This is a genomic window from Streptococcus thermophilus (assembly GCF_010120595.1).
Classification (GTDB): Bacteria; Bacillota; Bacilli; order Lactobacillales; family Streptococcaceae; genus Streptococcus; species Streptococcus thermophilus.
This window is the reverse complement of sequence record NZ_CP038020.1, coordinates 1,419,796-1,445,051: the sequence shown is the minus strand read 5'-3', so window position 1 is coordinate 1,445,051 and position 25,256 is coordinate 1,419,796. Positions and strand designations below refer to the sequence as shown.

Here is a 25,256-nt window from a genome sequence, read left to right as displayed (position 1 = left end):
TAAGCGATCCAATTGGATCGCTTATATTATTCAACATCAGAGATATCAATCTCAGTGTAGTCAACTTTTGTTTTCTTTGTAACGTCTTGACCAGCAAAGAATTTCTCAGAAATCTTGGTAAGGGCACCATCTTCCTTCATGTCTTTGATGGCTTTATTAACTTTTTCTTGAAGAGTTTTATTCTTCGATGAGAAAGTAAAGCTTGTTGAGTAAGGGTTACTGTAGATACCATCGTTGATTTTAACAGGGTACTTATCCTTGATAGCGGCTACTGCCATTTTTTGCAAATAGTAATCGTTAACGATAACGTCTGTACGCCCATTTACCAAGTTTTGCATGTACACATCATTGGTAACATTGTCATAAACAACAAGTTCGGCACCCATTTTTTTAGTAATCTTCATGTATTTAGTACTTGTAGCACCCGCTGCTTTCTTACCTTTGAGGTCTTCCCATGAAGAGATATTCCTGGGTTATCAGATTCACGAACCGCCATAGAAGTGAATGAATACTTATATGATTCAGAACGCAAGAATTTTTTAATGTTGTTATTCTCATCTTCTAGTGAGTAGTTAGCGATATCTACTTGACCACTATTTACAGAAGTAAGCATACCATCGACGCCCATCTCAGTGAAGTCGATCTTTAACTTAAGACGTTTCCCAACTTCTTTAAGAATTTCAACATCGTAACCAGTCAAATTGTTATCATCGTCGTGGTAAGTTTGTGGGTAAAGACTTCCAGCAGTCGCAACCTTAATACTGCCACGCTTCTCAATCTTTTCCCAGTTCTTGTCAGCTGAACTTTGTGATGAGCAAGCAACCAAAAAGACCGCATCCAAGATTAGGCTGAAAACGGCTAAAAACTCTTTTTCATCTTTATATGTCTCCTTAAAACAAATAATAAAGTTAAGTTAAAAACTTATAATCTTAAACTACACTATTTGAAAGGGTTTTACATAAAATTGAACTTTCTTCCATTTGCTTGGCTAACAGTAGCAAGAGGTCCTCTCTTCCCTTGGCGGATGTCAGTTGAAGTCCAAGCGATAGTCCATCTGCAATACGATAGATAGGTAAAGAAATTGATGGTTGTCCCGTCAAGTTAGCTCGCTGCGTAAAGGATGTCCAATCTAGGCTATCCGCAAACATGGCCCAAATAAGTTCCTGTTGCTTTGGCCAATCAAAATAAGCAATCTGTTTGAGTTGATTTTGTAGGCTTTCAGATAGAGCAAACTGTCCGTGTTTAGGTGTCACATCCGCAACTGTAGGTGTCAGAAGAATATCGTAAGCCTCATGAAAGACTGCCATCTGATAGCTATACAGGTCCCACTGAGCTAGTATTTTAGAATAAACTTTGGCTGGAATCTTTTGACCCGATTGAAAAATGGCCCAAGTCAGTAACTCCATATCTTCAAGTGTCATCGAACGGCCCAAAGCACCTTCTGTACCATCAAACATTGCAGCTGTCTCTACCACGGCTTGTTGCTTGCTAGCGAGTTCCGCCACTTCAATGGCACCGTTAATTGCAGACATCACGGGTGCAAACGACTTCGTATCTGCTGACACATAAAACATGTCAGCATTCCCATAGGTTGCCGATCTACGTGTCAAATTAACCGATACTTTATACCGATTAGCCTCAAAAACAATATGATTATAATTGAAATCATGTGCATAGTGGAATAGTGAGGATATAAATTCCCCTGCGTCAAACTTTTCTTTTGCCATACTTTTGGACATCCCAACGGGTACGTCATTCCTTTAACTTAAATTCGTTCACCCTCTATTGTACAGATAAATCCACGGTCTGACCACTAATTCGCCCTATTTTACGATATCTTCACGTCAACCTATCGGTTAAGCACGGCTAATATGATATTATTTTGATACTAAATTGGGTAAATAATTTGTATTTTACACCATTTTAGCATAAAATAGAAGGATATTTTTAATAAATATGTTTGTAACGTTGTTAATTCAATAATAACGTATCAAAAATCAATCGGGGGATTTTATGGAAGACAAAGGAAAGACATTTTTCGGGCAACCTTTAGGACTGTCAACACTATTCATGACTGAAATGTGGGAGCGTTTCTCATACTATGGTATGCGCGCCATCTTGCTTTACTATATGTGGTTCCTCATCAGTACTGGTGATCTACACATTACACGAGCAACAGCCGCATCAATCATGGCAATTTACGCTTCAATGGTTTACCTTTCTGGTACGATCGGTGGTTTCGTAGCCGATCGTATCATCGGAGCACGTCCAGCTGTATTCTGGGGTGGTGTTCTCATCATGCTTGGACATATCGTGCTCGCTTTGCCTTTTGGCGCAAGCGCATTGTTTGGGTCAATCATCTTAATTATTATCGGAACTGGTTTCTTGAAGCCAAACGTTTCAACATTGGTTGGGACATTGTATGACGAACATGATCGTCGTCGTGACGCTGGTTTCTCAATCTTTGTGTTTGGTATTAACTTGGGTGCGTTCATTGCACCACTTATTGTTGGTGCTGCACAAGAAGCTGCAGGTTACCACGTGGCCTTCTCATTGGCAGCAATCGGTATGTTTATTGGTTTGCTGGTTTATTACTTCGGTGGTAAGAAAACATTGGATCCGCGTTACTTGCGCCCAACTGATCCACTAGCACCAGAAGAAGTTAAGCCATTACTTGTTAAAGTGGGCTTAGCGGTCGCTGGTTTTATTGCCGTCATCGTCGTGATGAATCTTGTTGGTTGGAACTCACTACCAGCTTATATTAACCTTTTGACAATTGTGGCAATCGCAATTCCAGTCTTCTATTTTGTTTGGATGATTGCTTCAGTCAAGGTTACGGCAACAGAACGTTTGCGTGTTGTATCATACATTCCACTCTTCATCGCCGCTGTTTTGTTCTGGGCGATTGAAGAACAAGGCTCAGTTGTGTTGGCAACATTTGCTGCTGAACGTGTTGATTCATCTTGGTTCCCTGTCTCATGGTTCCAATCATTGAACCCACTGTTCATCATGCTTTACACACCATTCTTCGCTTGGCTATGGACTGCCTGGAAGAAAAACCAACCATCATCACCAACAAAGTTTGCCGTTGGTTTGATATTTGCCGGCTTAAGCTTCTTGATAATGGCCATTCCTGGTGCTTTGTATGGCACAAGTGGTAAAGTATCACCACTATGGTTAGTTGGTTCATGGGCACTTGTTATCCTCGGTGAAATGTTAATTTCACCTGTCGGCCTATCCGTCACAACTAAGTTGGCACCAAAAGCCTTTAATTCTCAAATGATGTCAATGTGGTTCTTGTCATCAGCGGTAGGTTCTGCTTTGAACGCACAACTGGTGACGTTGTATAACGCCAAATCTGAAGTCGCTTACTTCTCTTACTTCGGATTAGGTTCTGTTGTACTTGGTATTGTTCTCGTCTTCCTATCAAAGCGTATTCAAGGTTTGATGCAAGGTGTTGAATAAATTGCATAAAAAAAGCGCTCATATATTGTGAGCGCTTTTTTTATGCTTAATTATTTCACATCGTCGGGCTTTGTCAGCAACTTTTTTCAGCAGCCTTGTCAACATTTTCATTAACTTCTTTAGCCTTATCAGCAGCTTTATCAGAGAAATCTTCAGCTTCAACTTGACCCGTCAGCATTCCGTGTCACATCGTCAGGCAGATTGACAGAACCATGAATCTGGGCATCACTGATATTTTTGAAACCAAACTCAGGAGTGCTAGAACGCCCTAAAATAATGAAGCCCAGTTCTTCAAGATTCTTGACATAGTTATCCGTTTCTTTAGCATGGTAACTTGTAAATAGGCGAGAATCTGCTGTTGAAGGCTCCCCAGCTTGCTCCTGACCTAAATCCTTCAGGAAAATTGGTACTCCTGAAAAAGGCTTATCAGAAAAATCTCGATTTTCTGCTTCTACCAATGCTTTCTCGTAACGTTGACTGACGATAGCATTGATTTTAGTATTCGTCCTCTCCGCTTCACTTATAGTATCCTTTACTAGCTCTCGAGGGCTTACCATCTTATTTTGCACGGCTTCAGCCATTGCTGTCACATCTGACCACTCATTTATTGTCATCTCATAATCTCCTGCTTCTATTATCTTCTAAATTATACTAAAAAAAACGAAACGCCTAAAACGTTCCGCCTTAAATCATAATAATTAGTCTTGCCAAGTTTCTTGGTTTTCTTTGAATTTCTTCAAGAGTTGAAGTCCGTCTGCAGTGATGTAACCTTTAACTTTAGCAACCTTAATCAACTCAGTGTAGTTTGAAAGAGTGACCAATTTCACACCAGCTTCTGCGAAGTTTTTCTCAGCTTTTGGCAATTCGTAAGTGAAGATAGCCACAACACCAATAACATCAGCCCCTTCACGCTCTGCAGCAGCGACAGCATCAAGTACTGACCCACCAGTTGAAATCAAGTCTTCAACAACAACCATTTTTTCGCCTTTAACCACACGGCCTTCGATCTGGTTACCAGCACCGTGATCTTTTGGCTTGCTACGGATGTAAGCAAATGGAAGGTTCATTTTGTCTGCAATGATCGCACCGTGAGGAATACCCGCAGTTGCAGTACCAGCAATTACTTCTACTTCCGGAAACTCTTCTTTAATCTTTTTCACGAACCCATTTTCAATAAGCGTACGTGTTTCAGGATAAGATAAAGTGATACGGTTATCAGTGTAGATTGGTGATTTAATTCCTGATGCCCATGTAAATGGCTCTTCAGGTTTAAGGTAAACCGCTTTGATATCTAGCAAGTCTGAAGCAATTTGTGATGCTAATGTCATAATTATGTTCCTCCGTAAAGCGTTTTCTATAGTTTATTATAACCCAATTCTTTCTATTTTTCTTAAGAAATCAGGTATTTTTGAAAATTTATTGATCGTTCCATTGGGCCTTGATGTCGTGATAAGCTGCCACTGGATCTTCAGCTTGCGTAATTGGGCGACCGACAACAATGTAGTCTGAACCAATTTGATGAGCATCAGCAGGTGTCATGACCCGTTTTTGGTCACCAACCGCTGCTCCTGCTGGACGAATACCAGGTGTCAAACAAACGAAGTCTTGGTTAGTTGCTTCTTTGATTTTGGCTACTTCGTGTGCTGAACAGACAACACCATCGAGACCTGCTTCAGCAGTTTTCTGAGCATAATGAACCACTGATTCTTGAAGTGTGGTTTGGATATTTTGAAAATCACGCATCTGCTCTTCAGACGTAGAGGTCAACTGGGTTACAGCAATCAAGATTGGTCCATCTCCCAAGCCTTCACGCGCAGCTTTCATCATCTCCACACCACCAGCCGCATGCACATTTGTCATATCAATGCCAAGGTTAGACAAGACACGCATAGCTGATTTGACAGTATTTGGAATATCGTGAAGCTTAAGGTCAAGGAAAACACTATGGCCAAGCTCTTTAACGTAGCGTACAATCTCAGGACCAGCCGCATAGTAAAGCTCCATACCAATCTTCACATAGAGCTTTTCATCAGCAGGAAACTTAGCAAGGAAAGCCTTCACATCCTCAAGAGTCGGGAAATCAAGGGCAATAACAGGACGATTTTCTCTCATTTCTTATATCCTTTCACACAAAAAACCTCCGCCAGTCAGCGAAGGTTGCACGAAAATAGGGCAGTCCCTACCCTTTAGTGATGCCGTAGCATCTCAGTACACCTTTCTCGCCTCTCTGGACTCGATTAAAGGTTCAGTTCAATTTGTTCTATTATAGCGCTTTTATATGGGATTGTCAAAAGGGAATATGAGTACGTTCTTTGAAAATACTTTTTCCTAGGCAAATATACCTATTAGCACTATATTATTTTCCCAACAAGTCTGTTCGAACTTCCTCACGCAAGTCCTCAAGAGTTGTGATGCCATACTTGTCCATGACTTCAGGGAGACGATCAATGATTTTAGGGCAGGCATAGGGATCTGCGAAGTTTGCTGTTCCGACACCGATGGCTGAGGCACCAGCGATAAACATTTCGATAGTTGCTTCGGCACTGTCTACGCCCCCCATACCGATGATTGGAAGGTCTGATGCAAGAGCGACTTGGCGGATGAGTTTAAGGGCTACTGGGAAGACAGCTGGTCCTGACATACCACCTTGACCATTGGCAATGATTGGTTTGCGAGTCGCCAAATCATAGCGTGTACCAACCAAGGTGTTAATCATGGTGAAACCTGTCGCACCGGCATCTTCGACTGCCTTGGCAACACTTGTAATGTCAGCCACGCTTGGTGTCAGTTTGACATAGACGGGCACATCAGAGTGAGAAACACTGGCTTTTACGGCTGCATAGGCAAGTTCTGGTACTTGTCCTATGAGAAGACCGTTATTGCCATGGTCCACGTTTGGACAGGAGATGTTAAGCTCGATTGCCTTGACGTTACTAGCTTTGGAAATCTTGTGAGAGACTTCTGCATATTCTTCGTTAGAAAATCCAGCCACATTCGCAATGATTGGCAACTCAGGATAATGTTCCTGTAACCATGGGAGTTTTTCAGACAAGATAGCATCAACACCCGGATTTTGCAATCCAATGGCATTAAGCATACCTGATGGTGTCTCTGCCACACGGGGTGTTGGATTCCCAAAACGCGGGTTGGCAGTTGTTGCCTTAATCATGATCGACCCTAGTTTGTTCAAATCATAGTACTTGGCATACTCTTGACCAAAACCAAAGCAACCAGAAGCTGGGATAATGGGATTTTTCAAATCGATCCCTGGAAGACTAATAGCTAAACGATTTTCTGATTTCATCTCTGACATGGTTACCTCCTAGACGATGACTTTTCCGGTAGGAAAGACTGGTCCCTCCTCGCAAACACGAAGATTTTTAGTATCCGTTTCTCCTTTAACGTGAACTACACAGGCATAGCACGCCCCCATTCCACAAGCCATACGAGCTTCCATAGAAACATAGGCGTGAGGATGATTTTCAAACTTGCTGTCAACATATTTGAGCATACCTGGAGCTCCGCAACTGTAAACGGCATCTGGTGTCCAGTCGAAGTTATCAATGACTGTTGAAACGTAACCCTTGATACCGTATGAACCGTCGTCAGTCGTCACATAAACATCACCACAAGCCCTGAGTTTATCCTCCAAAATAACGGCATTCTTATTGGCGAAACCAATTACTGATACGACTTCCACTCCCTTAGCCTTCAACTGCTTAGCCGTCTCAACCAAAGGTGGCACGCCAATACCACCACCAACAAGGAGAGCTTTCTGCCCAGCCTCAATAATAGAAATATCAAAACCATTTCCTTGAGGGCCCATGGTATCAATAGTTTGACCGGCTACCATCTTTGAAAGGATAGCTGTTCCCTCACGCTCCACACGATAGACAATGGTTGCCTCTTTTTTATTGTAGTCAATCTCTGAGATGGAAATCGGACGACGAAGAAGCTTGCTTGGGTCTGGCACTTTGAGGTGGATAAACTGACCAAGCTGCATATCCGCAACCATCTCCCCCTTAAGCACCATCTCAAAAATACGAGGTGCAATCTCACGCTGACTCACAATGGTTAAATCTTCAATTAAAATCATGACAACCCTTTCTATACTGCAAAATGTCATCAAAAAAACCTCACCATACGGCAAGGTCGCACAAAAAATCACAGGAGAAACCTGCTGTTTCAATCTGTCCGACCTTTTAAGCCTCTCTGGACTCATTTAAAGGTTATTTTGTGATTATTATAACCATTTTCAAGCGAGATGTCAAAGCAGAAAAGAAAAAACCAAAGCTCTTAAAACTAAGCTAAGGTCTCTCCAGCCTACAACTAGGCCATTTGTTTGATACATGCTCTATTATCAATCTTATTGAAACAGTCTGTCGTAGACCATAGTATGAGCCAACTGCTGACCATCACCGCCCAACAAATCAACCAATGCATAAGCAAACGCTAATGCTGTTCCGGCACCACGGCTAGTCACAATATTGTCATCCACGACCACTACGTCAGTTTGATGATCACCAGATGCAATTTGTTCCTCTACACCTGGGAAACAAGTAAATTTTCGCCCTTCAAGCAGGCCTGCACGTTCGAGAACAATTGGTGCAGCACAGATAGCAGCAACATATTTTCCAGCTTTAGCAACTTCTTGAAGAGAGGCAATCAAGGCTTGGTGATCACGTAGTTTAGTTGAGCCAGGCATGCCGCCAGGGAGAACCACCAAATCATATTCATTTAGATTACCATCAAATACGCCATCCATAGTGACTTGAATCCCATGAGAGCCTGTCACTGATGCACTTTCAAGTCCTAACATGCTACAGTCAAATCCAGCTCGGCGGAAGACATCCACTGGGCTCAAGGCTTCGATTTCTTCAAATCCGTCCGCAAATACTACTGCTACTTTTGTCATGATATACCTCCAATTTAGTTATCACAAGATTCTATTACTCCTTAAATTATAGCAGTTTTAGAAGCAGGAAACAAATTATAAAAATTGGACTTTGAGCACGAAAAAAGACAGTATGAGGACTGCCTTTGTCTTCTTATCTGAAAAAACTTGCTAAGATCCACAAGAGATAAATATGGGCTGGATAGAATATGTAGAAGAAATTCTTATTGCCACTACCACGCTCACCGTTGTAGAAATACATAGGAATCACAGCGAAGATCATCATCCACTGCACAGTTGTCGGATCAAAGAGATGGGTAATCACTGATATAATAGCTAATACGATAATTTGTGCGATACGATTGGTACGGAAAATATAGAATAGCAAACCAAGAATAACCATCACAAAGCCACCTTCAACCATGATAATACTTGGCACAAGTGACAAGATAGAGGCAACAATTTGCACAACAAGTGGGTTTGCATGTGGTATTTCATTTATACCTGCCAGGACTACAACTGGAATAGATGAAAGAATTGGCAAGAGAATGATGGCGTTGCCAATGGTCATGAACCAACTCATGTAGAGGAGACGTCTGAGGTAGGCCAATCGATCATGAGTATAATGGAAACTATCAGCTGCTAGAAAAAGGAAGATAGGAAAAACCAAACGCCCTAACATAGTTAACCATAGTGGCACTCCCATACCCTCAAACATCTGATGGATGTGATCCAAAACACATAAGTACAATAGCTAGGTATTTCAAATTAGTCGCATTACATAGCTTTCTAATATTATTCATTATAATACTCCTTAAATTTTAAGCGTATTAAATGATACCATAACTAGAATATAATTCAAAAGAATATTTGAAGAATTTTGATATGTTTTAGCTACTTATGTCATACCATTTTTTATGATAATTTATAATAAATTAAAATAATCAGTTTAGACTCTCGACCCTCCCCAAACATTTCTACCGGATTTATGCTATAATGGTTAAGCATTTTATATATTATCACAATTAAAATAACAACCATTACCACTAACAAGAAAGGAAGTGCATCATGTCTTTTGACGGCTTTTTTCTTCATCATATGACGGCCGAGTTACGTGAGCAGGTGCTTTACGGGCGTATCCAGAAGGTTAATCAGCCTTTTGAGCGTGAATTGGTGTTGACCATTCGTAACAATCGTCAGAATTACAAGCTTTTGCTTTCGGCTCACCCTGTCTTTGGGCGTATCCAGACAACCAAGGCAGAGTTGCCAAATCCTCAGAATCCAAACACCTATACCATGATTATGCGTAAATACCTTCAGGGAGCTGTTATTGAGGATATCCAGCAGCTGGAAAATGACCGTGTTCTTGAGATTTCCGTGTCTAACAAAAACGAAATCGGTGACAGTGTTAAGGTTACTCTTGTTATGGAAATCATGGGGAAACACTCCAACATTATCCTTATTGACAAGAACGAGAACAAAATCATAGAGTCTATCAAGCACGTTGGTTTCTCGCAAAATAGTTACCGAACTATTTTGCCTGGCTCTACCTACATTGCTCCGCCAAAGACAGATGCTAGAAATCCTTTCGATATTTCAGACGAAAATCTCTTTGAACTCTTACAGACGGAGGATTTGTCAGCTAAAAACCTTCAAAAACTCTTCCAAGGGTTGGGGCGTGATACGGCTAATGAATTATCAGCTTTATTAGAGACTGATAAACTCAAGAATTTTCGTGACTTCTTTAATCGCGAGGTCGAACCTAATCTTACGACTAAGGCATTTTCAGCTGTAAGATTCTCAGATAGTCAGGACCAACCTGAGTTTGAGACCTTGTCAGAGCTTTTGGACTACTACTACTTGGACAAGGCGGCGCGTGACCGTGTGGCTCAACAGGCTAGTGATTTGATCCATCGTGTGCAAAATGAACTGGAAAAAAACAAGAAGAAACTTGTTAAACAAGAAAAAGAGCTTGCTGCTACTGAAAATGCTGAGGAGTTCCGTCAAAAAGGTGAACTTTTAACAACCTTTCTGAGCATGGTGCCAAATGACAAGGATAGTGTAGAACTAGACAACTACTATACTGGCGAAAAGATTACCATTCCTCTAAATGTGGCTCTAACGCCTAACCAGAATGCTCAGCGTTACTTCAAGAAATACCAGAAACTCAAGGAAGCTGTTAAGCACTTAACTGGTTTAATTGAAGAAACCAAGCAAACCATTAACTATTTGGAAAGTGTCGAGTTCAGTCTTTCTCAAGCTAAAATGGATGAGATCGAAGACATTCGTGAGGAGCTTGTACAAGCTGGCTTTATGAGGCGTCGTTCAACTGACAAACGTCAGAAACGCAAGAAACCTGAACGTTATCTAGCTTCTGATGGCAAGACCATTATCATGGTTGGTCGTAATAACCTACAAAACGAGGAGTTGACCTTCAAGATGGCTAAAAAAGGTGAGCTCTGGTTCCACGCCAAGGATATTCCAGGTAGTCACGTGGTCATCAAGGACAATCTTAACCCAACCGATGAAGTCAAGACTGATGCGGCAGAACTAGCTGCCTACTACTCTAAGGCTCGTCTATCAAACTTGGTTCAAGTAGATATGATTGATGTTAAGAAACTCAACAAACCAACAGCAGGTAAGCCTGGATTTGTGACTTATACGGGACAAAAAACCTTACGTGTCACACCAACTGAAGAAAAAATTGACAGCATGCGAATGAAATAAATTGAACATTCCACCAACCATTATGTAATGCCTAGTGGTTGTTAATGCTAGTTTAATTGTAATAAAAAAGGAACTTAGTAGGTTCCTTTTTTTCATTATATTAGTAGTTTATTTTATATTTATTATTCAATACATATTCTTGTGATAATCTTGAGTATTTTTTGTAAACTTAAAATTTTTGTAAAATCCAATTACACTACCTATTGTAAAACACAGAAAAATAAATGAAATCACCCATATTATTGAGTCTGAAGAAGCATCATAAGTTAATGGAACAGTAATTAAATACACAAGAAGTGCTATTGGTAAAAATGATAAAGTAACAGAAGCATGTTTGATACGTTTGTTGTCATCAATACTGTTAATATCTACAAATCAGCCTACAGGAAGAAATCGCATCCAATATTTAAACTTTTGAGCTTGAGACTGGCTAACTTTTTCTGAGAACAAGTTTGTTATAACTTTATAATAAGCTAATGCTACTAAGTATATAAGTTTTACAAAGAGCAAAGAAAAGACTGTTAGTAGTCTTATAATCAACATGATATAACTAAAATCTTCATTGAACCTTGAATTTTTTGACATTTTCTTTCCTCATTCTATTTTTTGGAGGGCTTCTATTCCATCTCATTTCTGAGACCAAGAGCCAGTACACTCCTCCCTATATTTACTTACAGCTTCCAATGATTGCGGCCGGTTATATCCATATGTCACAAAAGCTCAACCGCTATCTAAAGTCTATGAAAAAGTCATCCTAGGGTGACTTTTTATTATTGTTTCACAGTTACTCTCTTGTTATAATAGTACTATAAAAAATTCGTCAGTTGATCTTTTACGAGGCCCAATTTTGAGGTCTCTTTTAATCTTTGCTCTGCCTACTCTAGTTTCTAATATTTTCCAGCAGCTCTACAATACTGCTGATGTCATGATTGTGGGACGATTTATAGGACCTGATGCCTGGGCTGCTGTTGGGGCTTCCTCTTCTATTTTTGATTTGGTAATCGGGATTTGCCCTTGGTGTTGGAAAATGGTATGGGGGTTGTTATTGCACGTTATTATGGTGCGCAAAAATATGATAAGCTTCGTCAATCTGTAGCTGCCACACTTGTTATTGGTCTAGGCTTAAGTGTCTTAGTTATGTTTTTAGGGCATTTTGGTCTTTATCCTTTGCTAACTTTTTAGGAACTCCTAGTTCTATCATTAGACAGTCCTACCAGTATATTTCTATGATTGTGTCTTGTGTTGGGGTAAGCTTGGGTTATAATCTGTGCGCAGGGCTTCTTAGGGCGGTTGGGGATAGCCTCACAGCTCTCTATTTCCTGATTTTTTCAGCCTTAGTTAATATCATTTTAGACTTTTTTATTACATAGCTCCATCTTGGCGTACAATCAGCAGGCTTAGCGACTATTATCTCACAGGGTCTGTCTTTACTATATTAAGAAAAAGGTGACCTTTCTCCTACTACATAAGTCTGACTTTGTTCTTGATTCAAGCCTTTATCTGGACCTTTTTGGACAAGGAATGGCCATGGGCCTCATGAATTCCATTGTTTCTATTGGAACTGTGACCTTACAGTACGCCATTAATGGCTTCTGCCCTCTCATCATTAGTGCTCAGGTGGCAGCAAGACGAATTATGTCCTTTGCGGTTCTACCCTTACCTCCCTTGCTGCTGGGTGACGACCTTCACCTCACAGAATTTCGGAGCCCAACAGTTTAAACGTATTGTTGAAGGGTCGAAACAGTCATGCCTTGTCTTTATCATTTGGTCCATTATTGCTTGTGTCCTACTCTATATGATAAGTCCCTTCTTGGCTGGTCTTATTTCTAGGTCTGATTGTGAACCATTGCTTTGGATTCCTATGACTATTCAGCTCTATTTTTCTTTGAGAAACACACCAGACGTTTGTTTGTCAGCTAGATCCCTTTTTAGTTTAATTCAATCCCCATTCATCAGCTATTTGTTTCATAATTATTTCTTGCGACACAATGCTAAATCCAAGCATATAAGTTAAATAATCTGCATAGATAGCCTTATTATTTTGAACAGCTTTAAGCTTACTCCAGATAGGTGAGTTTTTAAGTTGGAACATATCATCTGGATTATAGGTTTCGCACGATTGAACTTATAAATATCATACAGGTAACCAAGATGCCCGTAAGTATAGTAACGGATTTCATTGACAGTCACGCTCAAATACATAAGTTTTTGGAAGCTAAATTTAGCTTTGACATTTTCCGCAAAAACAGCCTCCTTAGCATCAACTCTATCGAGATCTTTCTTCATTTCATCACGTTTGTCAAAGATGTCTGCTTTTCATTTGTGTTGCTATAAATAGCCAACAGTTGGTGCAATCTCAGACAAATCTTCATAAAGATCCTTTCGCTCTCCTGTCATAAGGATTAAATCAGGTTCTAACTCAACAATCTTTTCTAAATCTGGATTTTCCTGCCAACCCACTGAAATCACTTTTTTATTCTTGTATTGTTTCTTAAAAAGGGTTGAAAAATCTTGACTTCCAGTTTGACCGGTTGTCTCACCCCTTATAGGAGTTATATCTAATGGGTCTAAAATTTCACCATAGAGGTGGTCGAGGATAACGATATGTTTGGAAGCTTTTTTTCAACTCCACCCTATCAAAATCAAGCACAATCGTCTTCTCTTTGAAAGTCTGACTTATATTGTTTGACTTTGCATTTTGTCCTATCATGATATAATAAACAAATAACATTGTATTGGAGAATCATATGACATTTACACACATTTTCTTCGACCTTGATGGTACTCTTATAGATAGTTCCGAGGGCATCCACAATGGTTTTGTCCAAACCTTTGAAAGACTGGGCCTACCTGTTCCTAGCGACCAAAAAATTCGAACCTTTATGGGACCACCTCTAGAAGTGACATTCAAAGAAGAAATTAGCGAAGAAGGTGCTGCCCAAGCTGTCAAAATTTATCGTGACTATTATGAGACCAAAGGACAGTTTGAAGCTCACCTCTACGACGGTATAAAAGAGGTTCTAGAAAAGCTGAGTCACGATCCAAATAAGAAAATCTATATTACGACTTCCAAAAATGAGCCTACCGCTCTGGAAATGTGCGAGTACCTTGGCATCACTGAGTTTTTTGACGGTATCTATGGGGCCACACCTACTGCTTTCCACAAGGCTGACGTCTTGCAGCGTGCTATCACTGAAAATAATGCGAATAAGGACAGTTCTGTCATTGTTGGTGATACCAAGTTTGATTTGATTGGTGGAAAAACAGTTGGCATCAAAACAATAGCGGTTACCTGGGGATTCGGGACTAACGAAACCTTATTAGCTGAAAATCCAGATTTTGTAGCTGAGACTACCCAAGAACTTTGGGATATTTTGAAATAATAACTTACATCTAAAAAGAGCACGATTATATAGTCATGCTCTTTTTTCTATTGAATTAGGATTACATCTGGACAATGATATCCAGACAAAGCTCTAAAGCCTTATCAAAAGCCTCTGAGCCCCAATCTCGTTGATCGTAATTGTCAATATCTGCAAGGGAATCTGCCGTAAAGAGTAGTAATCCCCAAATAGCTCCTCGAAGTTGAGCAACTGCTGCAAGTGCAGAACATTCCATCTCTACAACACTACAGCCCTCTTCAATACGATAGGAAACCTTATCTGGTGTTTCTCTATAAAAACCATCTGTTGACCAGGTCATGACCTCTTCATAGGGGATTTTCTTTTGTTTTAAAGTTTTCTCAATAGCTTCCAGAGCTTGTTTATTCATGTCTATATAGCGGGATGGCGCAATATAGTGGTAACTCGCTCCTTCATCCCTCAACGCTCTAGTAGGAATCAAAAAAACATTTTCCTTCATGTTTACCAAAACGCCACAAGTTCCAGTTGAAATGATTTGTTTTACGCCATAACCAATTAACCAATCAAGAAATTGTGCAGCTGCAGCTGATCCAACTGGAGCTTGAGCCAAGCAAATCTCCTCCCCATTGTAAGTCATAACAAATATGGGATAAGTTTTGGTCGCGGAGACAAACTCTCCAACTTTATCAGCCTCAACAGCGTTCGCATAGCGTTCAATCTCTTCTTCTAAAAAGGCGTAAATACACCTAGCCGGCAAGTCTAAATCTAAGTCCTCATGTGTCGGCATAATCACAGCCTGAGGACTATCATCAAACTCTAAAATTGGGATTTCATGTTTATGTATCATCTGTTGCCTCCTAAGTTTTAAGAATTATTATATCAAAAATTTAAACTGATTATATGATTTCATAAAATCTATTAGCTTATAATCAAGAAAAATAGATGATTAAATCATAACACCTAAAAAAGACATGAATCTGTTTTAGTCAGAAACATGTCTTATTTGTGTTCTATTCAAGAAAGATTATTTCAATCATCTTTTATTGTCTCACGAAATCTTCTGATGTTAAGAACCTATGCACGATACTCTGAAATAATCTCTCCTATCCAGTTTTTAAAAGGATTGTGAGAATGAAGATTCTTGATAATAACAAATAAATAGAATTTATAACTTTTCTTCATCTCCTCACCTTTAATCATCATCTTCTAGTACTAGATTCTCATCCTCATAAAAAACGACTTTCCCATCTTTTACTTTAAAAGAATAACTGATTTAATCTTGATTCTCACCCTTGGTATTGGAATAAAAGAAATTATATTCACCATTCGGAAGATCACTAGCATCTAACTTTTTAGCCGCATCTTTCATATCTTGTGATTTGACTGTTATCTTTTCATCGATATAAATGACCATCTCAATCAACTCTTTATCAATCAAGGTTTGGTATGAAATTTGATAGTAACCTGCAAAGTCCTTCTTACCTTCTTTGAGATTGTCTGAGGATAAGGTATCCAGATTTTTCTCCTTTTCATCATGACTGAAGTTAGATAGAAAACTAAATGAACTAATAGGAAGACCGAGTTTTTGTTTCTTCAATTGTTTTTTAATTTTCTTCTCAACCTTTTGGACAGATTTCTGCTTCAAAAACGATTCCTTATATTCTGGAACATTGCCATAAGAGTCACTTGATCCTTCTTCATGAATAGCCGTATTTTCTCTAATACTACTTTCTGGTCATCGTTAGTTTTATCAGAATAGGTATAAGTTACGTGGTAAGTTGGTATTTCTAAGGCTGTCCAATATAATTTAGTGATAGTAACCTTACCATGCAGACCCACTTTATTACAATTCTCGACAATAACTCCTCTGACCTTGTTATAATCACTAGACTTCATCTTTCTGAACTCCATCAAAAACAAGGCTGTAAATATTATGAGAAACAAAAGTAAACGATTACATTATCTTATCTTTATTTAACATTCTTTACATGAAATGTCAGATGAAATTGGATTCGTTCTTTTACTTCTCTTCTCTGCCAACCCAATCATTGTATTAAAAAAATCTAGTAGACAGCCTCTACTAGATTTTTTTATATTCTTATCAACTCATTTTCCCCACAAGAAAGCATTTAGAGGCTTATCGACCAAGGTTGTTTCATGGAGTTTACTGTGTTGGCCGTTAAGACCTGTGATTTTCTTTTCTTGGTAGGATTTGACATGACCTTTAAGCAGATAGGCTAGGGATTGACTGGATAGATTGGTCACGCGCTCATCACTCTCTTTACCTGTATTGCCATAGATGTTGAGGACTTCAACTTGTCCTTGAGGATAGTTGTCTCCAAGAGACAAGAGCTCCTCATATGACCCGGTCATGCTAGTTGGTTTTCCTTCGCCATCTAGAGAGTTTTCTTCCGGTTCATCCATGCCGATAATCCCGTTAAAGTGACCGGCGATATCCACTTGTTTGACTAGTTTAGGCAGACTGGTATCACTGCCATGCTGGAGCATATAATAGACGATAGCTATATTGCCGTAGGAGTGACCAACCATGTTCATCTCAGTGATTTCGTAGGTATCCTGGAGAGCTTTGACGACAGCATAGGCATAGTTGCTCTGGTCCTGAGTGCTGGCCCCTCAATTATTGTCAAAATTGACTAGGACAATCGGATTGACCGCATCTTTTTGAATAGTCCCTTTCAGAGTAACGGTCCCATCTTCAGCCACATTGGCTTCGATAATGGTTTGGGTCACGCCAGATTTTTTAGCTGCATTAGCCATGTGTCTTTCCGCATGACTGCTTGAGCTCTCCCAACCATGGAAAAAGATGGTTGGACGGCTTGATTGAATAAATGTTTTTCTTGCTTCTGCTTTTACGGCCTGCGCTTGGTTTTGGGAAATAAAATACCAAACACCTACACAAACAAGACCAAGTATTGCTAAAAGACTGAAAATAAGAGTTTTTTCTTCATATATACCTTTCTGATTTGCTTTATGTAAGAGCTAAATGGTCATAACTTTTTTACTTGCAATACTGATTACGAACTCATTCATCTTACATGTTTTCCTTAATGAAACGATTCATCTCTTCAAACGGAATCACGTTCACCTGGTCATAAAGGTCTGTGTGACTAGCCCTTTCGACTGTAATCATTTTTTGTCTCCTTTGCAACATATAAAAAGGCTTGGAAACACAGCTCTCTTGCATTACCAAGACTTTTGTATAACTTAACTAATCTAAAACAATCATAGATTTAATAGACTTGCGTTCATCCATATCTTTATAAGCCTGATTAATATCTTCCAATTTATAACTTGTCGTAAAGACTCGGCCTGGATTGATGTCACCATCAAGAACAGCTTTTAACAAAACTTGTTTATCATAGGTTGTGACAGAGGCTACCCCTCCCGCCACTAAAATATTTTGGGCAAAGGTCGAACCAAGGGAACGGTTATTATAATGAGGCACACCGACAAATCCCATACGACCACCGTTATGGAGGACACCAAGAGCTTGTTCTACTGCTGCTTCAGTACCGACACATTCGAGAGCTGCATCTGCTCCTCCCCCAAGGATTTCACGGACTTTGTCAATGCCTTTTTCGCCACGCTCAGCTACAACCGCAGTCGCACCTGACTCCAAAGCCATCTTTTGATGATCTTCGTGACGGCTCATAAGGACAATTTGAGAAGCTCCACGCATCTTAGATGCAATGACAGCACATTGACCAACAGCCCCATCTCCGATAACGACAACCTTATCACCCTTTTGTACATTAGCCACACGCGCAGCATGGTAACCCGTCGGCATAACATCAGCAAGTGTCAAAAGTGACTTGAGCATGCCTTCGCTATAATCTGAGGGTTGCCCAAGAATTTTGACAAGGGCCCAGTTGGCAAAGTGGAAACGGATATACTCAGCCTGCACGCCCTCAGACCAGTTATTACCTGAGTGGTTATCACAAGAGCCGTCAAAACCAGCTCGACAAGCATCACACTGACCACACCCATGTGTGAAAGGTGCAATGACAAAGTCTCCTGGTTTTACCGTAGTAACTTGCTCACCAACTTCTTCGACAATTCCGATAGCCTCATGACCACTATTTCTATGTCCCTCTTCCATTTCCGGATTACGGTAACTCCAAATGTCAGATCCACAAACGCAAGTACGTACTATCTTGATAATGGCATCATCTGCTGCCACGATTTGCGGGCGATCAATTTCTGCCAGCCCCACTTGTCCAGCTTTGGTATAAACTGCTGATTTCATATATCTACCTCTATTTCTTTAGTTATAGTTAGTATACACTTTTAGGCAAGCTTTAGCTCACATCATGCCCTCCAAATTACTTTCAAACAATAGCAACTAATCATATTTTTTTCCATACTTCTTTTCAAGCATTTTCTTAAATAGATATGGCATCTTGACATTTTCTAGACCTTTTTTAGCAATCAATTTCTTGACGAAATCGGGCATTTGAATATCCTTTTCCTCATCCAAAATCTGACCTGTGCTAGAAGGAGTTTCCAGCTCATCAAAGGTCTCAAGCTGAGGTTGATAGTAACTATAGTCACCGTCTATATGAGACTGAATAGCCGAAAGAAGGGCCTTGATTAAACGAGGATCGCGATTTGGCATGGGAGGTCTGTGATAGGCTACACCTAGCTCTTGGCAAAGTTCCTTACATTCCACATCATTATCAAAAAGAACCTCAATATGCTCACTAATAAAGACAATAGGGACAAAAATATAGTGGTCTGGGTGTTCACGCTCATCTCGTAGATATTCTAAGACATCAGGCTTAATCCAAGGAATACCTATATCACTCTCACTCTGCCAAGTATTAGTGTACTGCTCTTCTCTAAGTCCTAAATCCTCCGCAATCAAGCGACTATTATCATAAATCTGGTCGATATAAGGGTCACCAAAATCTAGTGCCAAAACTGGGACACTGTGAGCTGAAAAAATCACCTTATAACTGTCGTCTCCAATCTGATCTAAAATCTTTTGGATTTCATCAGCCCAATAATGAAGAAGAGAAGGTTCGCGGTACCAGTCCTTGATAATTTGGAACCTAATATGCTCACTTTCTAAAAATTTCTCATATCCCATGACAGAATAGTAAGAATAATGGGGCTCTAAAATCAAGCACAAACATTCTTCAATTCCGTCATTCTCCATCTGTGTAATCACATCTGTAATGAAAGGTCGTGAAAATTTATTGGCAAAGTAAACCGACACTTGTTCTCCAAGAGCAGAAGCAACCAAATCCACCTCTTCTCTGGTTATCCTTTGGAGTGGAGTTCCACCAATTCGGAGGTAATTGTCATGTAAAGTCTGAATTTTATGTGGTTCAGGACGAACACCACGCCGTATATTCGTGAAAAACTCCGCTACTCCTTCATAGGTAATCTCTTCTGGTGACCCAAAGGTCATCATCAACACAGCTCTCTTACTCATAATTAATCCTTGTTCTACATTTGTTCTATTTTATCATGAAAAGGATCACTTTAGGGAACTTGGTATCAAAATAACTCTTAAAGGTAGACTCTAAGAGTTTAAAAACAAACCTTAATGATGGTGTTGCTGCTCACTTTCTGCTTCTAGCTCTTCGATATTTCGCTTGTGAGCTTGGTGGGTTGCCAAGTCTTCATCAACTTCGATGGTGACATTTTGAAAGCCACTCTCTTTGAGCAAGTCTCGGATAGACTCTTTACAGACCTCGATATGTTTGACATGCTCCAGACAAACATGGACAATAGCATTTTTCTCCAAGCCGTCCATGGTCCAAAGATTAAGCTGATTGATACTAGCAACATTATCCAACTGCTCTAAGTCATTCTTAACTTGCTTGATATCTACCCCTTCTGGCACAGCATCCAGGAAAATCTTGAGCGTTCTCCAAAAACGTGGAATGGCTTTAGACAGAATAAAGAAGGAAATAGCAAGAGACAAGAGGGGATCTAGGATATACCAGTCCGTAAATCGGAGGACAATGGCCATCAGGATGACAGCCAACCAACCTAAGGTATCTTCCAAAAAATGCAGGCTGAGAATAGACTCATTCTTGGTCTGACCCTTACGAATGACCAGACTCGCCAGCAGATTGACACTGATAGCAATAATTCCCAACCAAAGAAGCCCTTCGTCATTGACGGGTTGTGGGTGGAAAATCTTGCTTACATTTTCTAAAATCACCATACCAGACCCTGTCATCAGAATGACTGCCGTTACCAAAGCCCCTAATAAGCTAAAACGCTTGTAGCCTAGGGTATAGCGACTATCTTCTTCACGATTGGAGATTGTTTCTAGAAAGGCCGAGAGGCCAATGGCTAGATCATCCCCCAAGTCATGGACAGAGTCAGCGAGAACAGCACTGGAAACAAAGATTCCCCCTGCAATAAACTCAACAATGGCAAAGCTTAGATTCAAGAAAAAAGCCATCCAGACTGCATATTTTGAACTCATTTTTTACCTTCCTTTGGTATAATAGATTCACGAACATCATATTCAATATCTATTATCCAATACTACCAACAGAAAGGATAGGGGCAAACCGTTCGCTGTGTACGTTACTGAACAGTTTGTTCATAGTGTCCATATGACTGCACAAGATCGTCGCATTACCAAGACTAGAAAAGCCATCTATCAAGCTTTCTTGTACTTACTTAACCAAAAAGATTATGAGGCCATCACCGTTCAGGAGATTATTGACTTGGCTGATGTGGGGCGTTCGACCTTTTACAGTCATTATGAGAGCAAAGAGTTACTACTGGATGAGCTCTGCCAAAAGCTCTTTCACCATTTGTTTGAGCGTACTCAATACCTCTCTCCACAAGACTACCTGGCCCATATCTTTCAACATTTCAAGAAAAATCAAGACCATGTAACCAGTCTCTTGCTTTCAAAAAACGATTATTTTATCCGGCAGCTGCGAAAAGAACTGGAACATGACGTCTATCCAATGGTAGCTGATGAACTGATTCAATCACACCCCAACATTCCTCACTCATATCTCAAGCACCTGGTTGTAACCAACTTCATTGAAACCCTGACCTGGTGGTTGAAAAAAGGCAAGTCCTACAGCGAGCAGGAAGTAGTCCAGTTTTATTTGGAGATTTTAAACGTCGCTTCTAACTAAGGTGCGACTTTACATCATGTATCATAGAAAGGAAAACTATGCTCCTCCTCATTCTTCTTGGTATTTTCACAGCTTTCTTATCCCTTGCTTTTGCTCTTCTTCATTTAATGGCCAGTCTTTCAGAATTAAGAAAGCACAAGAATACTCTAGGAAATCGGCTTCTCCTTATCGGAAGCAACCTTGCGACCTTCTCTCATCCTTTACTTCCTTTTGCCAATTGTTGCTTTATTCCTTTGGCTGATCGGAGTTAGCTTGATTTGCTACGGAGCCTATTGGAATGGCAAGCATAAAGGAAATTTCCATCTAGTAGCCCACTACCTGATTCGGATCGGAATCGCTCTGGTAATTACGATTTTATTAACTCTTGTATAAGAAAAGATCAAGTTTTATTAATGAAAACTTGAGCTTTTTTCTTATATTTATGATATTAAACATTCTGCTTTTCTTTAAACATTTTGACCTTTTCTTGGCAGTAATTCATTAATTTCTGTGTTTTTTCAAATGAGTAGACTTTTTCAGATACCGACTTGACTTTCTTTTCATCAAAGTAGTAGCCAGTCAAGCCACTGACTTCCTCTGATAAGGTGAGATAATAGCCTGTTTCGATTCCCTGATCTAGATCTTTTGAAAGAGACTTCATCAAGCGTCCGAAGAGAGACTTTTCCGTCTTTTTATCACTAGAATTATTCCCTAAGTTGGTTAAAATCAAGCCGGGATGGTAGGCATTAATAGTGGTATTTGAACCTTTTAAAAAGAAATCTCTTGCTAGATAGCGTGTCATCCAAATGGTGTAGAGCTTGGAATTATTGTAGGCCAAACCGGGATTGTATTCTTTCTCAAAGCCAAAGTCCAAATCCTTCACTTTCGCAAAATGGTGCATATAGGAAGAGGTATTGATAACAAGGCCATCAGGCAATTTTTCTAACAAGGGGATTAGCTCTGTTATAAAAATATAGGGAACCAGAACGGATAACATGAAAGTTAGTTCGACATTTTCACCACTCGCTTTTCGCTCTTTCCCTGCATACAGACCTGCATTGTTAAATAAGATATCAATCCTTTGAAAGTCTCGCTTGATTTCCTCCACAAATCGATAAACATTATCTAATTTTGAAAAATCAGCCAAGTAGCTAGACACTCTGCCTCTCAAGGAGACTGCCCGAACCTCCTGAGTAGCCAATTCCAGCTTTTGAGGATTGCGACCGTGGAGGATGATATGATAGCCTTCACTAGACGGTTTCTTTGCTAGATGCTTACCGATACCGTCCGTAGCACCTGTTAGATGTAGGAAGTAATAACGATCGTCAAGATATCACAACACTTGTTGTCAATGATAAAGATCAAAAAACACTTCAAAATTACATCAAACTCAATCATCGTGAAACTGGTCAGAAGCTTGATTTGACTGAAAAAGGCATTATTATCTCAGAGAAATTGGCGGACCTAGCTGGTATTTCTGTAGGTGATGAAGTAACCGTTCAAAATAGCCAGGACAAAGACATCAAACTCAAAGTTGCTGGTATTTCTGAGATGTACATGGGGCACTTCATCTTTATGAACGAATCTACTTATAAGGATGCTTTCGGAAAAGAGGCTAGCCAAAATGCTACGATACTTACACTAAAAGATCATTCAGACAAAAATGTTGAGCAAACAGCCAGTCGATTTATGTCTCTTGATGGTGTAAAAGGGGATGTCCAAAATACTACTCTAAAGGCACAAATTAAGACCATCGTCAACTCACTTAGCCGTGTTATGGGAGTTTTGATTGGTGTTTCTATTCTTCTTGCTTTTGTTGTTCTCTTCAATTTAACGAATATCAATGTGGCAGAGCGTATCCGCGAATTATCAACCATTAAGGTTCTAGGTTTCTTTAATAAAGAAGTGACGCTCTACATCTATCGAGAAACAATTTATCTTTCTATCATTGGTATCTTGGTTGAATTCGGACTTGGTTTGGGACTGCATCAATACATGGTAGATGTTATCCCACCTGAAAATATTATGTTCAATCCAAATCTTGGCTGGCTCATCTACGCTGTTCCAACACTAGTAATCATTATCATTCTGACAGGTCTGGGTATCTTTGTGAACCAACACCTTAAGAAAGTCAATATGCTCGAGGCTCTAAAATCTGTTGAGTGAGATATGCTATAACTTAATAAATAAAACGGAAGAGTTAGGACCACTTCGTCGTTTTAAAACAAGATACTCCCCTATGTCGAATAGGGGAGTATCTTGGCTCTATAATTTCTGTAGTGGGTAAAACTACTGTAGAGATTATAGAGCTTTTTGAGTGTACACAAAAAGTCCCATAAGAACTATAATGAAAAGCAACCAAACCATCATTAGGAAAAACTCATGAGGCTTATTAAGAATACCACAGAATTAATCGGAATTAAAGACCAAAATATCAAGATTTCACTTGTTTTTGAAACTGATACTCGTATCGAGATTCAAGCAAAACTCGATTACCCTGCACCATCATGTCCTCATTGCCATGGAAAGATGATCAAGTACGATTTTCAAAAGCCTTCTAAAATCCCTCTTCTCGAGCAAGCGGGAACACCAACTCTACTACGTCTGAAAAAACGTCGTTTCCAGTGTAAAAATTGTAGAAGTGTCACGGTAGCTGAGACATCTATCGTTGAGAAAAACTGCCAAATCTCCAATCTAGTCCGACAAAAAGTTACACAACTCCTAACTGAGAAAGTGTCACTAACTGATATTGCAAGAAGACTTCGCGTGTCGACGTCCACTGTCTATTGTAAGCTTGATCAGTTTACTTTCAAGGAACATTATGACAAACTCCCTGCTGTTATGTCCTGGGATGAGTTTGGGTTCAAGAAAGGGGAATTGGCTTTTGTGGCGCAGAATTATGAGACAAACGAACTCATAACCATCCTTGATAATCGCCGCCAAACTACTATACGAAACTACTTTTTGAAGTATCCATTGAAAGTCCGACAACAGGTACAGTTTATCACGATGGATATGTCTGGAGCTTATATTCCACTGGCTCGCAAGCTCTTTCCAAACGCAAAAATCGTTCTTGATCGTTTCCACATCATCCAGCACCTTGGACGTGCCTTTTTAAAGACAAGAATTGCAATTATGAACCAATTCGATAAAAAGTCACTACCCTATCGAGCCTTGAAAAATCACTGGCGACTCTTCCAAAAGGACAGCTGTAAGTTATCTCTCAACTCTTTTTATTCAAAGACTTTCCGCCAAACTTTAGCACCACATGAAGTTGTTAAGAAGACACTAGTCTTTTCAAAAGAGCTTACTGACTACTATACACTTTATCAGCTTTTGCTTTTTCACTTTCAGGAGAAGAGAGTAGGTGAGTTCTTTGACCTGATAGAGGAAAATAGAAGCAAGGTCAATCACTATTTTCAAACGGTCTTTAGGACTTTTCTTAGACACAAGCAATACATCCAAAATGCACTAGAAACAGACTATTCAAACGCAAAACTGGAAGCTACTAATAAGTTAATTAAAGACATTAAACGCTTGGGCTTCGGTTTTAGAAACTTCATCAACTTTAAGAAACGTGTCTTCATCACACTGAACATACATAAAAAGAGGACCTATCCGGTCCTCTCTAGATGTTAGCTTTTCGTCACCCACTACAGTTGACAAAGAGACAGTATCTTATTTATATGC

Annotated in this window: 17 protein-coding genes and 8 pseudogenes; 8 read left to right on the top strand and 17 right to left on the bottom strand. The window is 39.8% G+C overall.

All coding sequences use genetic code 11. From position 1 onward, the window contains the following. Positions 1-26: 26 nt before the first annotated feature. Positions 27-901 (bottom strand): annotated as a pseudogene (locus tag E3C75_RS07645) (transporter substrate-binding domain-containing protein). 28 nt (positions 902-929) lie between these two features. Continuing rightward, positions 930-1,472, bottom strand: a pseudogene (locus E3C75_RS07640) (amidase family protein); the annotation flags it as partial. A 541-nt stretch (positions 1,473-2,013) separates the two neighbouring features. Here E3C75_RS07640 and E3C75_RS07635 point away from each other — a divergent pair. After that, positions 2,014-3,465 (top strand): peptide MFS transporter, encoded by a 1,452-nt coding sequence (locus E3C75_RS07635; RefSeq protein ID WP_084828800.1) that lies wholly within the window; start codon positions 2,014-2,016, stop codon positions 3,463-3,465. A 161-nt stretch (positions 3,466-3,626) separates the two neighbouring features. Here the strand turns inward: E3C75_RS07635 and E3C75_RS07625 are convergent. The 7 genes and pseudogenes from E3C75_RS07625 to E3C75_RS07590 form a co-directional block, all read right to left on the bottom strand. After that, a pseudogene (locus E3C75_RS07625) lies at positions 3,627-4,079 on the bottom strand (amidase family protein); the annotation flags it as partial. 84 nt (positions 4,080-4,163) lie between these two features. Further along, the gene (gene pyrE / locus E3C75_RS07620; RefSeq protein ID WP_011681117.1) at positions 4,164-4,793 is read right to left on the bottom strand and encodes an orotate phosphoribosyltransferase; all 630 of its coding nucleotides are present in this window, start codon (positions 4,791-4,793) and stop codon (positions 4,164-4,166) included. An 88-nt stretch (positions 4,794-4,881) separates the two neighbouring features. Then, positions 4,882-5,577, bottom strand: coding sequence for an orotidine-5'-phosphate decarboxylase (gene pyrF / locus E3C75_RS07615; RefSeq protein WP_084828799.1), 696 nt, complete (start codon positions 5,575-5,577; stop codon positions 4,882-4,884). A gap of 244 nt (positions 5,578-5,821) precedes the next feature. Further along, positions 5,822-6,778 carry a dihydroorotate dehydrogenase gene (locus E3C75_RS07610; RefSeq protein WP_171815035.1) on the bottom strand — a complete coding sequence of 319 codons (957 nt, stop codon included), beginning with the start codon at positions 6,776-6,778 and terminating at the stop codon, positions 5,822-5,824. A 9-nt stretch (positions 6,779-6,787) separates the two neighbouring features. Next, on the bottom strand, positions 6,788-7,561 hold the full coding sequence (locus E3C75_RS07605) for a dihydroorotate dehydrogenase electron transfer subunit (RefSeq protein ID WP_231907510.1): 774 nt from the start codon (positions 7,559-7,561) through the stop codon (positions 6,788-6,790). Positions 7,562-7,831: 270 nt separating this feature from the next. Then, positions 7,832-8,380 carry a DJ-1 family glyoxalase III gene (locus tag E3C75_RS07595; RefSeq protein ID WP_084828797.1) on the bottom strand — a complete coding sequence of 183 codons (549 nt, stop codon included), beginning with the start codon at positions 8,378-8,380 and terminating at the stop codon, positions 7,832-7,834. A gap of 133 nt (positions 8,381-8,513) precedes the next feature. Continuing rightward, positions 8,514-9,162: pseudogene (locus E3C75_RS07590) on the bottom strand (TraX family protein). 265 nt (positions 9,163-9,427) lie between these two features. Between E3C75_RS07590 and E3C75_RS07585 the strand changes: the two are divergent. Next, positions 9,428-11,086 carry an Rqc2 family fibronectin-binding protein gene (locus E3C75_RS07585; RefSeq protein ID WP_084828795.1) on the top strand — a complete coding sequence of 553 codons (1,659 nt, stop codon included), beginning with the start codon at positions 9,428-9,430 and terminating at the stop codon, positions 11,084-11,086. Between the two features lie 808 nt (positions 11,087-11,894). Further along, positions 11,895-13,100, top strand: a pseudogene (locus E3C75_RS07575) (MATE family efflux transporter). A gap of 314 nt (positions 13,101-13,414) precedes the next feature. Here the strand turns inward: E3C75_RS07575 and E3C75_RS11700 are convergent. After that, positions 13,415-13,633, bottom strand: a complete 219-nt coding sequence (locus E3C75_RS11700) for an ABC transporter substrate-binding protein (RefSeq protein ID WP_231907531.1) — start codon at positions 13,631-13,633, stop codon at positions 13,415-13,417. Positions 13,634-13,833: 200 nt separating this feature from the next. Here E3C75_RS11700 and E3C75_RS07565 point away from each other — a divergent pair, with 200 nt between their 5' ends. Further along, the gene (locus E3C75_RS07565) at positions 13,834-14,469 is read left to right on the top strand and encodes an HAD hydrolase-like protein (protein WP_011681099.1); all 636 of its coding nucleotides are present in this window, start codon (positions 13,834-13,836) and stop codon (positions 14,467-14,469) included. Between the two features lie 61 nt (positions 14,470-14,530). Here E3C75_RS07565 and E3C75_RS07560 read toward each other — a convergent pair whose 3' ends face one another. From E3C75_RS07560 to E3C75_RS07525, 6 genes and pseudogenes are all read right to left on the bottom strand, one after another. Next, entirely contained in the window at positions 14,531-15,295 is a 765-nt protein-coding gene (locus tag E3C75_RS07560) for a nucleoside phosphorylase (protein WP_111679593.1), read from the bottom strand. Positions 15,296-15,721: 426 nt separating this feature from the next. Then, complete coding sequence (locus E3C75_RS07555) at positions 15,722-16,093, bottom strand: hypothetical protein (protein WP_011681097.1); 372 nt, start codon at positions 16,091-16,093, stop codon at positions 15,722-15,724. 461 nt (positions 16,094-16,554) lie between these two features. Then, positions 16,555-17,421, bottom strand: a pseudogene (locus E3C75_RS11695) (alpha/beta hydrolase). A gap of 256 nt (positions 17,422-17,677) precedes the next feature. Beyond that, on the bottom strand, positions 17,678-18,715 hold the full coding sequence (locus E3C75_RS07535; RefSeq protein WP_111679592.1) for an alcohol dehydrogenase catalytic domain-containing protein: 1,038 nt from the start codon (positions 18,713-18,715) through the stop codon (positions 17,678-17,680). Between the two features lie 96 nt (positions 18,716-18,811). Then, the gene (hemH, locus tag E3C75_RS07530; RefSeq protein ID WP_111679591.1) at positions 18,812-19,906 is read right to left on the bottom strand and encodes a ferrochelatase; all 1,095 of its coding nucleotides are present in this window, start codon (positions 19,904-19,906) and stop codon (positions 18,812-18,814) included. A 111-nt stretch (positions 19,907-20,017) separates the two neighbouring features. Next, a complete protein-coding gene (locus E3C75_RS07525; protein ID WP_111679590.1) occupies positions 20,018-20,914 on the bottom strand; it encodes a cation diffusion facilitator family transporter in 897 nt (298 codons plus the stop codon). A 133-nt stretch (positions 20,915-21,047) separates the two neighbouring features. On the opposite strand from E3C75_RS07525, the gene E3C75_RS07520 reads away from it, so the two are divergent. Together E3C75_RS07520 and E3C75_RS12145 are read left to right on the top strand one after the other, a co-directional pair. Further along, positions 21,048-21,587 carry a TetR/AcrR family transcriptional regulator gene (locus E3C75_RS07520; RefSeq protein ID WP_002944663.1) on the top strand — a complete coding sequence of 180 codons (540 nt, stop codon included), beginning with the start codon at positions 21,048-21,050 and terminating at the stop codon, positions 21,585-21,587. Positions 21,588-21,625: 38 nt separating this feature from the next. Beyond that, positions 21,626-21,959: pseudogene (locus tag E3C75_RS12145) on the top strand (glucuronide permease). 55 nt (positions 21,960-22,014) lie between these two features. On the opposite strand, the gene E3C75_RS07510 reads toward E3C75_RS12145, so the two are convergent. Beyond that, complete coding sequence (locus E3C75_RS07510; RefSeq protein ID WP_100273396.1) at positions 22,015-22,848, bottom strand: SDR family NAD(P)-dependent oxidoreductase; 834 nt, start codon at positions 22,846-22,848, stop codon at positions 22,015-22,017. A 140-nt stretch (positions 22,849-22,988) separates the two neighbouring features. Between E3C75_RS07510 and E3C75_RS07505 the strand changes: the two genes are divergently transcribed. Next, on the top strand, positions 22,989-23,732 hold the full coding sequence (locus tag E3C75_RS07505) for an ABC transporter permease (protein ID WP_096811970.1): 744 nt from the start codon (positions 22,989-22,991) through the stop codon (positions 23,730-23,732). A gap of 216 nt (positions 23,733-23,948) precedes the next feature. After that, a pseudogene (locus E3C75_RS07500) lies at positions 23,949-25,198 on the top strand (ISL3 family transposase). Positions 25,199-25,256 lie beyond the last annotated feature (58 nt).

What these genes read in the sequence shown, in the direction of transcription:
- E3C75_RS07635 (WP_084828800.1), top strand. Translation starts at nt 2,014, where the DNA reads ATGGAAGACAAAGGAAAGACATTTTTCGGGCAACCTTTAGGACTGTCA.
- pyrE (WP_011681117.1), bottom strand. Translation starts at nt 4,793, where the DNA reads ATGACATTAGCATCACAAATTGCTTCAGACTTGCTAGATATCAAAGCG.
- pyrF (WP_084828799.1), bottom strand. Translation starts at nt 5,577, where the DNA reads ATGAGAGAAAATCGTCCTGTTATTGCCCTTGATTTCCCGACTCTTGAG.
- E3C75_RS07610 (WP_171815035.1), bottom strand. Translation starts at nt 6,778, where the DNA reads ATGTCAGAGATGAAATCAGAAAATCGTTTAGCTATTAGTCTTCCAGGG.
- E3C75_RS07605 (WP_231907510.1), bottom strand. Translation starts at nt 7,561, where the DNA reads ATGATTTTAATTGAAGATTTAACCATTGTGAGTCAGCGTGAGATTGCA.
- E3C75_RS07595 (WP_084828797.1), bottom strand. Translation starts at nt 8,380, where the DNA reads ATGACAAAAGTAGCAGTAGTATTTGCGGACGGATTTGAAGAAATCGAA.
- E3C75_RS07585 (WP_084828795.1), top strand. Translation starts at nt 9,428, where the DNA reads ATGTCTTTTGACGGCTTTTTTCTTCATCATATGACGGCCGAGTTACGT.
- E3C75_RS07565 (WP_011681099.1), top strand. Translation starts at nt 13,834, where the DNA reads ATGACATTTACACACATTTTCTTCGACCTTGATGGTACTCTTATAGAT.
- E3C75_RS07560 (WP_111679593.1), bottom strand. Translation starts at nt 15,295, where the DNA reads ATGATACATAAACATGAAATCCCAATTTTAGAGTTTGATGATAGTCCT.
- E3C75_RS07535 (WP_111679592.1), bottom strand. Translation starts at nt 18,715, where the DNA reads ATGAAATCAGCAGTTTATACCAAAGCTGGACAAGTGGGGCTGGCAGAA.
- hemH (WP_111679591.1), bottom strand. Translation starts at nt 19,906, where the DNA reads ATGAGTAAGAGAGCTGTGTTGATGATGACCTTTGGGTCACCAGAAGAG.
- E3C75_RS07525 (WP_111679590.1), bottom strand. Translation starts at nt 20,914, where the DNA reads ATGAGTTCAAAATATGCAGTCTGGATGGCTTTTTTCTTGAATCTAAGC.
- E3C75_RS07520 (WP_002944663.1), top strand. Translation starts at nt 21,048, where the DNA reads ATGACTGCACAAGATCGTCGCATTACCAAGACTAGAAAAGCCATCTAT.